This window comes from Streptomyces sp. NPDC033177 (assembly GCF_055577715.1).
In genome coordinates this window covers 61729-75556 of record NZ_JBVIPS010000007.1, presented here as the reverse complement: position 1 = coordinate 75556, position 13828 = coordinate 61729, and the positions used below count along the sequence as shown (strand labels likewise).

At 69.2% G+C, this 13828-nt stretch carries 15 protein-coding genes; 5 read left to right on the top strand and 10 right to left on the bottom strand.

The window, feature by feature from the left end; genetic code table 11:
- Window positions 1-60: 60 nt before the first annotated feature.
- From ACZ5U5_RS24055 to ACZ5U5_RS24040, 4 genes are all read right to left on the bottom strand, one after another.
- A complete protein-coding gene (locus tag ACZ5U5_RS24055) occupies window positions 61-1422 on the bottom strand; it encodes a hypothetical protein (protein ID WP_469025168.1) in 1362 nt (453 codons plus the stop codon).
- Complete coding sequence (locus tag ACZ5U5_RS24050; RefSeq protein ID WP_469025166.1) at window positions 1419-1739, bottom strand: hypothetical protein; 321 nt, start codon at window positions 1737-1739, stop codon at window positions 1419-1421. The genes ACZ5U5_RS24055 and ACZ5U5_RS24050 overlap by 4 nt, the downstream gene beginning before the upstream one ends.
- 168 nt (window positions 1740-1907) lie before the next feature.
- Window positions 1908-2099, bottom strand: coding sequence for a hypothetical protein (locus ACZ5U5_RS24045; RefSeq protein WP_469025163.1), 192 nt, complete (start codon window positions 2097-2099; stop codon window positions 1908-1910).
- A gap of 119 nt (window positions 2100-2218) precedes the next feature.
- Window positions 2219-3718 carry a M1 family metallopeptidase gene (locus ACZ5U5_RS24040; RefSeq protein ID WP_469025161.1) on the bottom strand — a complete coding sequence of 500 codons (1500 nt, stop codon included), beginning with the start codon at window positions 3716-3718 and terminating at the stop codon, window positions 2219-2221.
- A gap of 249 nt (window positions 3719-3967) precedes the next feature.
- Here ACZ5U5_RS24040 and ACZ5U5_RS24035 point away from each other — a divergent pair, with 249 nt between their 5' ends.
- Window positions 3968-4123, top strand: a complete 156-nt coding sequence (locus ACZ5U5_RS24035) for an SCO1431 family membrane protein (protein WP_363211071.1) — start codon at window positions 3968-3970, stop codon at window positions 4121-4123.
- Here ACZ5U5_RS24035 and ACZ5U5_RS24030 read toward each other — a convergent pair.
- Genes ACZ5U5_RS24030 through ACZ5U5_RS24020 form a run of 3 tightly spaced genes read right to left on the bottom strand, consistent with a single transcriptional unit; the run spans window position 4101 to window position 6708 of the window.
- Window positions 4101-5057 (bottom strand): hypothetical protein, encoded by a 957-nt coding sequence (locus tag ACZ5U5_RS24030; RefSeq protein ID WP_469025157.1) that lies wholly within the window; start codon window positions 5055-5057, stop codon window positions 4101-4103. The two genes, ACZ5U5_RS24035 and ACZ5U5_RS24030, sit on opposite strands and share 23 nt — an antisense overlap.
- Complete coding sequence (locus tag ACZ5U5_RS24025) at window positions 5054-6082, bottom strand: DUF6114 domain-containing protein (RefSeq protein ID WP_469025155.1); 1029 nt, start codon at window positions 6080-6082, stop codon at window positions 5054-5056. The genes ACZ5U5_RS24030 and ACZ5U5_RS24025 overlap by 4 nt, the downstream gene beginning before the upstream one ends.
- Window positions 6073-6708 (bottom strand): DUF6230 family protein, encoded by a 636-nt coding sequence (locus tag ACZ5U5_RS24020; RefSeq protein WP_469025152.1) that lies wholly within the window; start codon window positions 6706-6708, stop codon window positions 6073-6075. Before ACZ5U5_RS24020 ends, ACZ5U5_RS24025 begins: the two co-directional genes overlap by 10 nt.
- A gap of 135 nt (window positions 6709-6843) precedes the next feature.
- On the opposite strand from ACZ5U5_RS24020, the gene ACZ5U5_RS24015 reads away from it, so the two are divergent.
- Entirely contained in the window at window positions 6844-7506 is a 663-nt protein-coding gene (locus ACZ5U5_RS24015; protein ID WP_469025150.1) for a TetR/AcrR family transcriptional regulator, read from the top strand.
- A gap of 70 nt (window positions 7507-7576) precedes the next feature.
- Here the strand turns inward: ACZ5U5_RS24015 and ACZ5U5_RS24010 are convergent, their stop codons facing one another.
- On the bottom strand, window positions 7577-8839 hold the full coding sequence (locus ACZ5U5_RS24010) for a glycoside hydrolase family 18 protein (RefSeq protein WP_469025147.1): 1263 nt from the start codon (window positions 8837-8839) through the stop codon (window positions 7577-7579).
- A gap of 373 nt (window positions 8840-9212) precedes the next feature.
- Between ACZ5U5_RS24010 and ACZ5U5_RS24005 the strand changes: the two genes are divergently transcribed.
- Complete coding sequence (locus ACZ5U5_RS24005) at window positions 9213-10388, top strand: acyl-CoA dehydrogenase (RefSeq protein ID WP_469025145.1); 1176 nt, start codon at window positions 9213-9215, stop codon at window positions 10386-10388.
- Here the strand turns inward: ACZ5U5_RS24005 and ACZ5U5_RS24000 are convergent.
- Window positions 10351-10686 carry a hypothetical protein gene (locus ACZ5U5_RS24000; protein ID WP_469025143.1) on the bottom strand — a complete coding sequence of 112 codons (336 nt, stop codon included), beginning with the start codon at window positions 10684-10686 and terminating at the stop codon, window positions 10351-10353. The two genes, ACZ5U5_RS24005 and ACZ5U5_RS24000, sit on opposite strands and share 38 nt — an antisense overlap.
- 283 nt (window positions 10687-10969) lie before the next feature.
- Here ACZ5U5_RS24000 and ACZ5U5_RS23995 point away from each other — a divergent pair, with 283 nt between their 5' ends.
- On the top strand, window positions 10970-12097 hold the full coding sequence (locus ACZ5U5_RS23995) for an Rv3169 family protein (RefSeq protein WP_469025140.1): 1128 nt from the start codon (window positions 10970-10972) through the stop codon (window positions 12095-12097).
- A 12-nt stretch (window positions 12098-12109) separates the two neighbouring features.
- Window positions 12110-13210, top strand: a complete 1101-nt coding sequence (locus tag ACZ5U5_RS23990) for a phosphotransferase family protein (RefSeq protein ID WP_469025137.1) — start codon at window positions 12110-12112, stop codon at window positions 13208-13210.
- Between the two features lie 3 nt (window positions 13211-13213).
- Here ACZ5U5_RS23990 and ACZ5U5_RS23985 read toward each other — a convergent pair whose 3' ends face one another.
- The gene (locus ACZ5U5_RS23985; protein ID WP_469025134.1) at window positions 13214-13660 is read right to left on the bottom strand and encodes a hypothetical protein; all 447 of its coding nucleotides are present in this window, start codon (window positions 13658-13660) and stop codon (window positions 13214-13216) included.
- Window positions 13661-13828: the final 168 nt, after the last annotated feature.

The window sequence follows — 13828 nt, the reverse complement described above, 5'->3', positions numbered from 1 at the left end:
TTCCTCAGGGGTGGGGTGGGTACGAGCCTGCGGGATACGTCGCTCCAGGAATTCGTATCGCTACCAGTGAGTGTCGGGTGCGGGCTTCAGGGTGTTGTCTTTGAAGTCGGAGTAACCCTCGTTGAACGGCTTCTCGCCGGTCCCGAGATTTTCGTGCGTCCAGCTTGTCAGGTCGCTCTTGCCCAGCGCCTTGTCCGTGACGTCCATCACCATGCCGCCCCAGGCAATGCCAAGGCCCGCCTGGTAGGACCTGTATGCCTTGTCCGCGGCCGCCCCCGCTGCGGCCGGGAAGGTTGCCTTGTTCGCCTGCAACATCTTCGCCATGCCTGCCATCTCCTTGTCGCCGAGATGCAGCAGAGTCGAGAGCGGGCTGACCCTCAGCGGTCCCTTGGCCACCAGACCGACGTTCTGGGAGATGGACTTGCGGATGGCATTGCGCGACGTACCGATGGCTTGTCGCCCCAGCCCGTCCGGCAGTTTGTTCATCACCCGCCCCATGTCGTCCAAGACGCCCTTCACGCCGCTGAGCCCTCGGCTCAGGCCTGCGGTCCGGGCGGCCTGAGCAGCGCCCACGGTGGCCTTGGCGCCGCTGGCGAGCTTCGCGGCGGCCCCGAGGCCGCCCACCACGAGCAGCCCACCCACGACGTCGAAGATGACATCCATCCAGGAGGCATCCCCGGATGCCACCAGAAGGAGTCTGAGTGCGATCGTGAGCAACGCGATGCCCGCAACGAGCAAGTTCAGACCGGGAATGGCGAGCGCCAAGAAGCCCGCGAAGGTCGCCACCCAGCCGAGAACATCGATGAATGCCTTGATCTCGTCCGCATAGTCATGAACCCAGCCCTTGACGTTGTCCCACCACGAGTCCTCGATGACATCGTCGATCTCATCGTTGATCTTGCCGGCATAGTCGCCGGCGTCGCTGTCGCGATTACCGGTGACGGTGCCCAGGCGAGTTCGGTATGTCTGCAGCGGGTCGTGATCAGTGCCGCTCACCGACGGGTTCGGCGTCTTGTCCTTGTCCTTGTCCGCCTTCTCGGCGTCCTTGGCCTTCTCCCGCTCGGCCTCCGCGTGCGCCTCCTTGGCCTCGCGCAGGATCCGGTCGGCGTCGCCCTGGTGGTCCTCCAGCTTGTTCGCCCACTTGGTGAGGTGCCCGTGCACCCGCTCGTACCGGGACGCCACCTCTCGCATGTGCTTCTCCAGCGTGCCGGAGTCCTCGCGCAGGCGTTGGACGTACTTTCCCTTGAGCCTCTCCTCGTCCGAGATGGCCTTGAGGTTCTTCGCCTGCGTGCGCAGCTTCTCGGCGACCGAGACCATGTGCCGGACCTCTGCCCGGATCTCCTCCGGGTCGCCGGGAACCGGGTCGCTCTCGCACAGCGGGTCCCAGTCGACGGGGCGGCGCTTCGATGCCGCAGTGGTCACTGGCCCTTCCCCTCGCCTTTGCCCCCGCCTTTGCCCTTGGTCTGCTTGGCGAGTTCGTCGTCCAGGGCCTCGAACGACTTCTTCGTCTCCGCCACGAGCTTGCCCGTCGCTTCCAGGCCTTCGATGAGTCTGGTGCGGTAGTCGTCCCAGTTGTCGACGAAGTCGCCCATGGCGTCGGCGATGCTCCCGGCGCCCCAGTGCTTCTCCATGTCGTCACGACGGTTCTCGATGTCCTTGAACGTCGTGCGCAAATTGCCGAGTTGGCGTTCGCAACTGCTCAAGAACTCGTAGTCGACCGTCAAGTCCTTGTCGGACACGGCTCTCCCTCCCGTGGCCTGGCTGTTGTACGCGGCAGGCCGCAGAGCACGTTCAGTTCATGACCTTGGGATCGTAGCCGACATGGCTGAGCTGATTATCGGCCATGGAGACGGCCCCTCCCATTCGTCCGGGAGGGGCCGTCGTGTGTCCATAGGTTTGCTGTCGGGCTACTTTGCCTCGGATGTGCCCCTGCGCATACGTGCCGCCTTCTCGTCGACCTCGTTCTGGGGTGTGCCTGCCTGGACGACGATCACCGCCTGGGTACCGTCCGGCAGCGTCGCCTCGCGCATCTCCGTGCCCAGCAGCGGCGGACGTTTCCGCTCTCGCGCGTCGTCCGCGGCGTCCGCGTCGTTCGACATGAGACCTCCCAGTTCGGCTGGAACCCCAACGTAGACCCGCTCACTCGTGGATTCCGTCGTACGGGCGGCCGGCGGCGTTCTTCACACGAACGCCGCCGCCAGACGACGGACCCGGCGCCTCAGTCCTGCACCGGATCCACCACCCAGTCCGGATGCCCCGGCATGGGTGGCGTCTTCGAGCCGTACAGCCATGGCCGCAGGAAGCCGGTCAGGTCCTCGCCCGCGGTCTTCGACGCCAGGTCGATGAACTGCTGGGTACTTGCCGTCTTTCCGCGGAAGCCGGTCACCCACGCTCGCTCGATCTTCTCGAACTTCGCGGTGCCGACCTGCTCGCGCAGGGCGTACAGGACCAGGGCCGAGCCGTCGTACCGCATGCGCTTGAAGAGGTTCGGCTCGGTCGGTTCCGCGGGGGCGCCGAAGTCGTGACGCCACTGGTCGTGAGCGGCGTAGGCCGTCTTCATGGCGGCCTCGAAGCTGTCGCCGCCGTGCTCCTCGGAGTACATGCGCTCGTAGAAGCGGGCGTGCCCCTCGCTGACCCACAGGTCGGACCAGCTCTGCAGGGCGACGCTGTCGCCGAACCACTGGTGGGTCAGCTCGTGCACCATGTTCCGCTCGGCGTCGACCTTGGTACCCAGCAGGTCCGTCTTCGGGATGAGCGAGAGCGTCTGGGTCTCCAGGGCGACGGCCAGGTCCGTGTCGCCGACCAGGAGGCCGTAGCGGTTGAAGGGGTAGGGGCCGAGCTTCTCCTGGAGCCAGACGAGGTGGTCGGGCGTGAGTTTGCGGTACCCCGCCGTCGGCTCGACCAGGGCGTCCGGGACCACGTCTCGGAGGGGCAGGCCACCGGGGCCCCTGCCGTCGATCAGGTTGAACTTGCCGACCGCCATCTGCACCAGCTGCGTGGACAGCGGCTGTTCGGAGTCGTACGTCCAGCGCACCCGGTCACCGGGGCGTTCCGTGCGGTTCACCAGCTTGCCGTTGGCGACCGCCGTCAGATCCTTCGGCGTCGTGATGCGGAAGGTGATCGGCGCCCGCTGGCTCGGGTGGTCGTTCGCCGGGAAGATCAACCGGGCCCCGTTCGGCTGCGGATAGACCACCGTGCCGTCGGCGGTGGGTATCCAGCCGTAGTCCTCGATGGCGTCGTCGCGGTGGCGCGTCTGCGTCGGGTCGGCGGTGTACGTGACCTTGGCGGTGAACGAACGGCCCTTGGAGATCGGGGACTTGGGCGTGACCGTCAGTTCGTCACCGACGCGGGACGTACGCGCGGTCGAGCCGTCGATCTGCACGCCGTGCAGGGTGTTGCCCCCGAAGTCCAGGTTGAAGCGGGACAGCGACTGCGTGGCGGTGGCCTTGATCGTCGCCGTCGCCTCGAACGGTGTCCTCGGCGCCTGCCAGTCGAAGTCCAGGGTGTAGCGGTCGACCCGGTATCCGCCGTTCCCGTCCAGCGGGAACATCGGGTCGCCCAGGCCGGGCGCGCCGGGTGAGGGCGTCCCGGGTGCGGACGGCGCGGCCTGGGACGCCGTGCCGGTGAGGGCCGCCGTCACGGTGACGGCGGCCGCGAGGGCGAGCCGCGCTCTGCGGCGGGCCGTCCCGTACGGCCGGTGCGTCCGGTGCGTGCTCATCGGGAACCTCTCGGTCGGAAGGTCGGAAGGTTGCGCGAACGAGCGGTGGGGGGTGCGCCTGGGGGTGTGCCCCACCACGTGTAGTGAGACGCACGTCCGGCCGCCCGAGTTGTGCGGGATACGACGTATGAGTGACCAAGCTCTCGCCCAAGAAGGCCGGATCCGATGGCAAGGTGGACGGGTCAGTGGGGGGAGTCCGCTGCCGGACGTCGCGTCGAGAGGCGTGACGCATACGTATCGAGTGATGCCATGACCGCTGCCACAGCCACAGCCACCGCACAGCCCCGCGCGACCACGCGCACCGGCGGCCCCAAAGAAGATGGCCCGAAGGTGCTCGAGCACGTCCTCGGCTGGACGCTCGTCGTCGTCCTCGCGATGCTCGTCACCCAGATCGGTCTGTTGTGACCCCAGTCACCCCGGTAACCCCAGTAACCCTGGTCGCCCGGCCGTCGTAGGCCTGCCCCGCGTCGAGATCCGCCAGATCCGCCCGCCAGTGCCGGTGCGGCACGCCCACGAGTCCGTGGAGCAGGCGCACGGGTGAGCGCCGTGACAGCAGCGTGAGCCCCGCGATCACCGCGAACAGCGGCAGGCCGAGCCACCCGCCCAGGAGCCGCACGAGGACGCTCGCGACGAGCGCGCCGACGAACGGCAGGCCGTAGACCCCGGCCGCCGCGACGGCGATCGCCAGATACCGGTGCACTTTGCGGTCCTCGTCCGCGCCGGGCAGCGACCAGCCCTCCATCAGCCAGCCGATCTCCGTCAGCAGCATCGTGCCGATCACGGCCGCGCCGAACACCAGCAGCGCGAGGAACGTCCCGGACGTGAGGAAGTCCAGTACGTGATTGACCACGCTGTCCTGCCGCCAGTCGGCGAAGTCCCGGGCCTCGGGGGAGAAGAACCGCTCGTACCCCCTGCCGTCCCAGCCGTGGACCAGCGTCCCGAAGAGCAGGAAGTACCCGCCCGCACACTGGAGATACGCCCAGTAGCCCGCCCCCACGAGGACAAACCCCTGCGCCACCAGGAACCCGAGGATCGCCGCGACCGGGATGCCTGCCGCGTAGAAGAGCACGAACCCGGCCCACACGCCATCGTGCCCGTCCGCGACATGCATCGTCGCCCATGCGGGGTTCTGCCAGAGCAGGAAAAGCCCCGTCGGCACCATCAGGACCGCCGCGAACAGCGCGGTGAGCGCCAGATACGGATTGGCGGCACGGCTGCGCGTCCGCGGCCCCTCACCCGCGTTGATCCGCTCCCACACCTGGAGCTGCCGACCCGCGGAGAGCGCGAACGTCGCGCCGATCGCGTACGCCCAGAAGAGAGCCGCCTGGATCTGGATCATGCCGACGCCTTCAGGCTGAGGCCGCCCGCGACGATCAAGTCCGAGGTGACGAGGGCCTGTTCGGCCTGTACGTCCGTCATGAAGACGAAGGGCGGCACCACCGGCGGCACCGGAAGTTTGTCGGGCGTGAAAGTCAGACAGAGCAGCCCCTCCAGGCAGCCCTTGAACTTCGTCAGATAGAGCGTGACGGAGCCGCTGAGGTTCAACGTGTCTGCTCCCAGGGTGAGTTCCTTGCTCCCGTCGCGCGTCTTCAGCCGGTAGTCGGTGAGCGAGGCGGCCTTCATCCTCAGCACCATGACCTTCAACGGACCGTCGGCCGTGGGGATCTCGCGTACGCCGGCCAGGAGGAAGCCCTGCGGCGAGAAGAGCGTGGTGGTGACGGTCGGCGGAGTCCTCGCCGCCACGGTCTCCTGACCGGACGCCGCCACGATCTCCTGGCCGGTAGCCACCCCGATCGCGTCGCCGGGAGCAGCCTTCGCCGGGCTCCCGCCCCACAGCGTCGCCCCCACGATGACCACCGGAAGCAGCACACCGAGCGTCCGCGTGCCCTGCCCGTCCCGCACCCTCGGCCGCTCGGTGTCCTCTTCGGCACCCTCGGGCACCGGCGTCCAGCCGAAGCCCATCGCGCTGCCGACGATGCCGAGCGCCATGCCCACCAGGAACCCGCCGAGGTTCGTGGCCGCGAACGAAAGCACCGACAGGATCAGGGCGTTGACGCTCACATAGTGATGGGCGTGCGGCAGCAGCCACAGGAAGATCCCGGCGGCGATCAGGGCGAGCCCGATGCCGATCGCCGCGAGACCGCCGAGCCCCAGGCTGACCAGGACGGTCAGGGGTGACAGCGGTACGAGGAGCAGCTCGGCGCCACCGAGTATCAGCAGCAGGCCGCCCCAGAAGGGGCGGGTGCGCCGCCACCGGCGCAGCACCCGGCGTGCGTCGGGCAGCGGCAGGCGCTTGTCGAGCCAGCCGCCGCCGTCTCTGACCCGCGCCGTGACCCCGGCTCTCCGGCCGCCGGTCAGAAGCACTTCTTGCCACCGACGCTGACGTCGAGCTTCATGCCCTTGAGCCGGAAGTTCCCGCCGGTCGCCGACCAGGCGTGGGACTTCACCCCGGAGACGGTGACGTCCCCGGCCTGCAGCCCGAACTTCCCCCTCTTGCCCTTGACTCCGGGCACCTCGTCGAGGGTCGACGCGTCCCGGCCGATCTCCGCCGTGCCGAACCGTGCGTCGCCCTCCAGGTCCTCGCCGTCGATGATGAGATTGCTCGCGGTGACGTCGCCGGCGGGGCCGCCCGCGGTCAGCTTGAACACCACGGTGCCCACCGGGGTCTTGACCTCGGCGGCCTGGCAGATGTCGGACAGGGTCGCGTCACCGATCCCGAGGAGCGCCACCGGGTGCCCCTTGCCGTCGATGTCCCGGTCGGTCTGTACGTAGGAGGACAGGCCCTCGCTGGTGAGCTTGCCGGATGACACCTGGAAGCTGGTGCCGGAGACGGCGAAGGAGGCGGCGAGCGCCCCCTCGGCCATCACGGAGGCCATCGCGCCGACGGCCAGGACGGCCGGCAGAGCGACGACGGCCGTCTTCTTCCAGGAGGTTCTGCCCTCACGTGCAGAGGTTCTGCCCTCGCGCAAAGGGGTACGCGCTGCGCTCATGAGTCTTCCTCCCGTACGGCGGTCCATGTGCGTAGGGGGAGTGCGTGAGAGAGCGCCGTCGGACGCAGAACCGGCAGGTGGCGTTGGTTCTGCCATACTGCGGATTCCCGAGGCAGTTGGAGACTAGGGCCGAAATTGAATAATAGTCAACAGCGCGGCACCGACCGTCCCGCGGACGCTCGCCCGCAGGCGCGCGGCACCGACCGTTCCGTGGCGCGCCGCGCCGAACTCATCACCATCGGGCGGAAGTTGTTCGCCGACACGTCGTACGACGCGCTCTCGATGGACGACATCGCCAGGCAGGCGTCCGTCGCCAAGGGGTTGATCTACTACTACTTCAGGTCCAAACGCGGCTACTACCTCGCGATCATCGAGGACTCGGTCGCGGAGCTGGTCGCGCGCGCCGGGCGCCACGACGATCTGCCGCCCGCGGAACGGGTGCACAGCACGATCGACGGCTATCTGCGCTACGCCGAGCACCACCAGGCCGCGTACCGCACCATCATCAGCGGCGGCGTCGGCTTCGACGCCGAGGTGCACGCCATACGCGACGGTGTGCGCGAGGCCCTGATCGGCGCGATCGCCGATGGGGCGTACGGCCGCCGCGACATCCCGGAGCTGGCGCGCACGGCACTGCTCGGCTGGCTGTGCAGCGTCGAGGGCGTCGCGCTCGACTGGATCGGCAGCCGGGGCCTGACGCGCGAGACGGTGTGTGACCTGCTGGTGCGGACCCTCGGCGACACCCTGCGCGTCATCGAGGAGTTCGAGCCGTCCTTCCCGGCTCCGCCGAGGTCGTGAGGGCCCGTCGGCAGCCATGAGGAAGGGGCGGGAGCCGACCGGCCCCGCCCCAACCTCTTTGTACGTACCGTCAGTTGATGGCCTTGATCAGTTCACCGTCCGCCGTGTCGCCGCTGAGCTCCCAGAAGAAGGTGCCGCCGAGACCGGCCTGGTTCTTGTAGTCCATCTTCCCCGCGATGGTCGCCGGCGTGTCATAGCTCCACCAGTTGGTCCCGCAGTGCGCGTACGCGGTCCCGCCGACCGTGCCGTTGGCCGGGCACTTGGTCCTCAGTTCCTTGTAGTCGTCGATGCCCGCCTCGTACTTGCCCGCGGCGGCCCCGGTGGCGGTGCCGCCGGGCTCCTTCTGCGTGACGCCCGTCCAGCCGCGGCCGTAGAAGCCGATGCCGAGGAGCAGCTTGTCGGAGGGGATGCCGAGGCCCTGGAGCTTCTTGATGGTGGCGTCGGTGTTCCAGTTCGCCTTGGGCGCGCCCTCGTACGTCTTCAGGGGCGAGTGCGGGGCGGTCGGACCCTTCGCCTCCCAGGCGCCGAAGTAGTCGTACGTCATCGGGTTGTACCAGTCGACGTACTGGGCGGCGCCCGCGTAGTCGGCGGCGTCGATCTTGCCGCCCTCCTCGGCGTCGGCCGGGATGGCCGCGGTGACGAGGTTGTCGCCGCCGAACTTCGCCCGCACCGCGGACATCAGGTCCTTGTACGCGGCGCGCCCGCTGGTGTCACACGTCAGACCGCAGGCGTTGGGGTACTCCCAGTCGATGTCGATGCCGTCGAAGACGTCGGCCCACTTCGAGTTCTCGACCAGGTCGTAGCAGGACTGGGCGAACGCGGCCGGGTTCTTGGCCGCCTCGGTGAAGCCGCCGGACCAGGTCCAGCCGCCGAAGGACCACAGGACCTTCAGGTCCGGGTGCTTGGCCTTGAGCTTGCGCAGCTGATTGAAGTTGCCGCGCAGCTCCTGGTCCCAGGTGTCGGCCTTGCCGTCGACGGACTGGTCGGCGGTGTACGCCTTGTCGGTCGCCGCGTAGGCGTCGCCCATCGTGCACTTGCCGCCCTGGACGTTGCCGAAGGCGTAGTTGATGTGCGTGAGCTTGTCGGCAGAACCGGACGTCTCGACGTTCTTGACGTGGTAATTCCGGTCATAGGTACCCCACTCGGTGAAGTAGCCGACGACCTTGGAGCCCGCCGCGGCCTTGGAGCTCGCGGATTCGCCGGAACTGACGCCGGTGTCGGGGCCGGCGGCGGCGGTGCCCGCGCCGGCGAGCAGACCTCCGCCGAGCACGGCACAGCATGCCGTGGCTATGAGCGCCTTGAAGGGGGCGCGGGAGAGGTGCGGTCTGAGCATCGTTTCTCCTCGTGGGGGGAGAGGGCGCATGGGGGGACATGGTGCTGTTGACCTGCGGGTGCCGTCCGAACGTCGGTGAACGTTGAATTGGCATGAACGCGGAAAAGCGCTCGGCTGGACTCTAGGAGGACTAGACCAGTGAGGTCAATGGTTCGGACCAATTCCGCGCCCCTCTTGCGGGCGTCGGCTATCTTTTGAGTAAGCGGTCGTTAACTAGTGACTGGCCGCCGCCGATCGGGCATACTCAACGCGCCAGAGCCGCTGGTCACAGCACCTTCCGCGACCCGGAAGGGCGCCATAGGCCCGGCGTGAGACACGGTGGCGCCGCACTACCCCGCGGGTCCGCCGCAGTGCCGAAAGGGAGGATGCGATCGTGCCTGAGCGAAGCTCGCAGCAACCGGTGGACCGTCAGCTGCCCACGGACGAGGCGCGGGACCTGTTCTCGCTCGTCCGTGACCTCGTCCAGCGGGAGATCACCCCCCGCGCGGCCGAGGAGGAGGACGCCGGGCGCTTCCCGCGCGAGGTCTTCGCCGTCCTCTCCGAATCCGGCCTGCTCGGGCTTCCGTACGCCTCCGAATTCGGCGGTGGCGACCAGTCGTACGAGGTCTATCTCCAGGTCCTCGAAGAGCTCGCCGCGGCACGGCTCACCGTCGGTCTCGGCGTCAGCGTCCACTCCCTCTCCTGCCACGCGCTCGCGGGTTACGGCACCAAGGAGCAGCAGGCCGAGCACCTGCCCGCGATGCTCGGCGGCGGAGTGCTCGGGGCCTACTGCCTCTCCGAGCCGGCCTCGGGATCGGACGCCGCGTCACTGCGGACGAAGGCTGTGCGTGATGGCGACAACTGGGTGATCACCGGCACGAAGGCGTGGATCACGCACGGCGGGGTCGCCGACTTCTATACCGTGCTCGCCCGCACCGGCGGCGAAGGCGCCCGCGGCATCTCCGCGTTCCTGGTGCCGGGCGACGCCGAAGGGCTGCACGCGGCGGTGCCGGAGAAGAAGATGGGGATGAAGGGCTCGCCCACCGCCCAGATCAACTTCGACGGGGTGCGGGTGTCCGACGCCCGCCGCATCGGCGAGGAGGGCCAGGGCTTCGCGATCGCGCTCTCCGCGCTCGACTCGGGGCGGCTCGGTATCGCGGCCTGTGCGATCGGAGTGGCGCAGGCGGCGCTCGACGAGGCGCTTTCGTATGCCACCGAGCGGCGGCAGTTCGGAAAGCCGATCGCGGACTTCCAGGGCCTTCGGTTCATGCTCGCGGACATGGCGACGCAGATCGAGGCGGGCCGGGCGCTCTACCTCTCCGCGGCGCGGCTGCGCGACGCGGGCAGGCCGTTCTCCAAGCAGGCGGCCATGGCGAAGCTGCTGTGCACGGACGCCGCGATGAAGGTGACGACGGACGCCGTGCAGGTCCTCGGCGGCTATGGCTACACCGCGGACTTCCCGGTGGAGCGCTTCATGCGCGAGGCGAAGGTGCTGCAGATCGTCGAGGGGACCAATCAGATCCAGCGGATGGTCATCGCCCGTCACCTCGCGGGTCCCGAGACGCGCTGAACTGACCGAGCCTGACCGGAGGTGCCGCGAGCCGCACCCACTCCGGGTCGTGCCGCCCCGGCAGGGTCTTGCCCCGCTCGGCCCAGCTCCGGATGAGGGCGCGGTAGATGGGCGGATCCTGCAGATGCGGCGGCTGGGGCTGGGGCGGCGGTTGCTGCTGGTGGTGCGGGTGGGGGCGTTGCGGCTGCTGAGGGCGCTGGGGAACCGATTCTGCGTCGGGCGGGGGAGCCGCCAGGAGGGTGCGCCTGCGGCGGCCGGTCGGCTGGTGCGCCATGGGCATCGGCGTGGGGGTGGTCATACGCGGCCAACGCGCCCCGCGGGGGACAAGTCACCGCCCGCGGGATTCGCCCCTCAGTTCGTGGCATGCCCGTGTCGAGGATCGGCGTGGACCCGCTTTCCCGCGCCCCGGCCGAAGGTGCGGCGCCGGAGTCACGGCTCCCGAACGGGCAGGCGCGGCTCCCCGAACGCGGGCTGACACGTGTCTGGCTCCGGCACGCGGTCTGACGTACCGTCAACTCCGCGCCGGGGGCCCGGCATCGGCCGCGCGCCCGTCAAACACCGCGCGCCCAGGGAGGTTTGCCGTGGCAGACGACCGCCCCGTCCCGCTCGACGAGTACCCGATCCATCAGGTCCCGCTGTCCATGAAGCAGGTCGCGACGGGCGACCGCAACGCCTACGACCGCTGCATCTTCCACCTCTTCGATCACCAGGGTCACGCGCTCCTCATCCTCGGGCTCGGTGTCTACCCGAACGTGGGTGTGATCGACGCGTACGCCACCTTGCGCAGCGGGGATACGCTCCACGCCGTACGCGCGTCAGACGCGCTCGGCGACGACCGGATGAACCTCTCCGTCGGTCCCTTGACCATCACCGTCGAGGAGCCGCTGCGGCGGCTGCGCCTGACATGCGCCGCCGATCCCGCCGACCCCGAATCCCTCTCGTACGACATCACGTGGACCGCCGGCTTCCCCGCCCTCTGGGAGCCGCACCACATCCAGCGGCGCGGCGACCGGCTCTCCCTCGAAGGGCGCCGCTTCGTCCAGGCCGGCACCTGCGCGGGGGTGATCCGCGTCGGTGGCGAGGACATCGCGGTGGCGGCGGGGGAGTGGACCGCCACCCGCGACCGCAGCTGGGGAGTGCGGCCCATACCCGGCGAGGAACGCGGGCGCCTGGAGGAGGAGTTCGGCACCGAGGGCTTCCACTGGATCTGGAGCCCGGTGCGCTTCGACGACCGCTTCCTGATGGTCATCACCCAGGAGGACGCGGACGGCCACCGCTCCCTGAACGAGGCCACGGTCGTACGGCCCGGGGAGCGCGACCGCCAACTCGGCTGGCCCCAGGCCGACATCACCTACCGCTCCGGCACCCGGCACCCCGAGCGCGCCGTCATCCACCTCACCGACCCGCACGACCGCAAGCCCCTTGAGCTCGGCGTCGAGATCCTCGCCTCCCTGCCCCTCGCCGTGGGCGCCGGTTACCCGCCCGCGGACGACTGGCAGCACGGCACCTGGCAGGGACGGGGCTGGACCGACCGCCGCACGTACGACCTGTCGGATCCGGCGGCGCACCCGATGGCCGTGTATGGAGTCATCGACCACGCCGCACGCTTCACCCTCAACGGCCAGACCGGGTACGGCATTTTCGAGCACGGCAGCTTCGGCCGCCACGACCCTAGCGGCTTCACCGGCTTCGCATCGGTCGCGCCCTGAGAGGAATCCGCGATGGCGACAGAACCCAGCAGGCCCCGCCTGCGCACCACCACTCGCGACCCCGAGGAACTCGCCCGCAGGCTCACGGCCTGGCTCGGCGCGCGGCTGCCCGGTGCCAAGGCCACCGGAGTGCGGGTGCCCGAGTCCAACGGGATGTCGAGCGAGACCCTCCTCTTCGACATCGAGCACCCTCAACCGTTTCTGCGAGCCTGTGCGTTGCGCGTGGCGGCGGACCCGGCCGCGTACACGATCTTCCCGGTCTACGACCTGCCGCGCCAGCACCGCACGATGCGGCTCGTCGCCGACCACACCGATCTGCCGGTGCCGCGCGTCCTGTGGCTGGAGGAGGACCCGGGGCCGCTCGGCGCGCCCTTCTTCGTCATGGAGCGCGTCGAGGGACGCGTGCCGCCCGACGTCATGCCCTATACGTACGAGGGGAATTGGCTCCATGCGGCGAGCGACGCCGAGCGCGCGCACCTGGAGGACGCGTCGATCCGCCTGATCGCCCACCTCCACGACCAAGTGCCCGTCGCCGAGGCCGAGTTCCTCGCCCTGCCCGGCGCAGGCAGTGCGCTGCGCCGACACGTCGACGCCCAACGCGCCTACTACGGCTGGGTGATCGACGGCCTGCCCCGCTCACCTCTCATCGAGCGCGCCTTCGAGCAGCTCGAGGAGCAGTGGCCGGACGACGAGGGCGAGCCCGTCCTCAACTGGGGTGACGCGCGCATCGGCAACGTCATCTACGACGGCTTCGACCCCGTGGCCGTGCTGGACTGGGAGATGGCGGCACTCGCACCCCGCGAGGTCGACCTCGGCTGGACGGTCTATCTGCACCGCTTCTTCCAGGACCTGACGGTGAGCTTCGGGCAGGAGGGCCTGCCCGGCTTCCTGCGCCGCGACTCCATCGAGGACCGCTATGCCCAGCTCACCGGCCACACGCCCCGGTCCATGGACTTCTACACGCTGTACGCGGCGCTGCGGCACGCCATCGTCATGCTGCGCGTCGCCTACCGCCAGGTGCACTTCGGCGAGGCCGCGGTCCCCGAGGACCCGGACACGCTGATCCTGCACCACGCCAGCCTGACGGCCATGGTGCAGGGCAGCTACTGGTAGTCCTCAGGCCGCGGAGCGGCGGTCCGGCTGGGGCACGACGCGCAGCGGTCGCGAGCCCTGGCCGCCGACGTGCGAGAACGGTTGTGTCCGCCAGTCAAGTCCCTGAGGGAGCGTCAGGAGCAGGGCGGTGTCCTGCTCCTGAGCCTCCATCGACTCGTCGGCGGGCTCGGCGTCGGCCGCGGCACGCCCCGTGCCCGCACACACCGTGAGTCCGAACGGGTTCCACGGCTGGGCGCACAGCGCGTGCTCGGGCAGCACGTCCTCGTCGGCCAGGAGCGCGATGGGCTGTGCGCAGTCCGGGCACGTCACCCGGTACATCTCGAAGGTGTCGTACGCGTCGAACTCGGATTCACCCGATTCGACGCCCTCCGATACGAGTGCGGACGCGGATTCGTCGGAGCGCTGCTGCTTGCTGCGGGCAGTGCGACCGGGGCGCTTCAGATTCTGCATGGGACTCTCCCCCTTGGGTGGGCCGAGAAGGCGCTGCGGCCTCGGCCACAGCAAGCACTTCCCGTCCCGTCGTAGACGTAATCGTGACATCCCTTTGGACACGGTCGCAGGTATGTGGCGTTCGTCACATGCCCCGAGAAGATGCCGCCGTCGCGCCTACCGGTATCC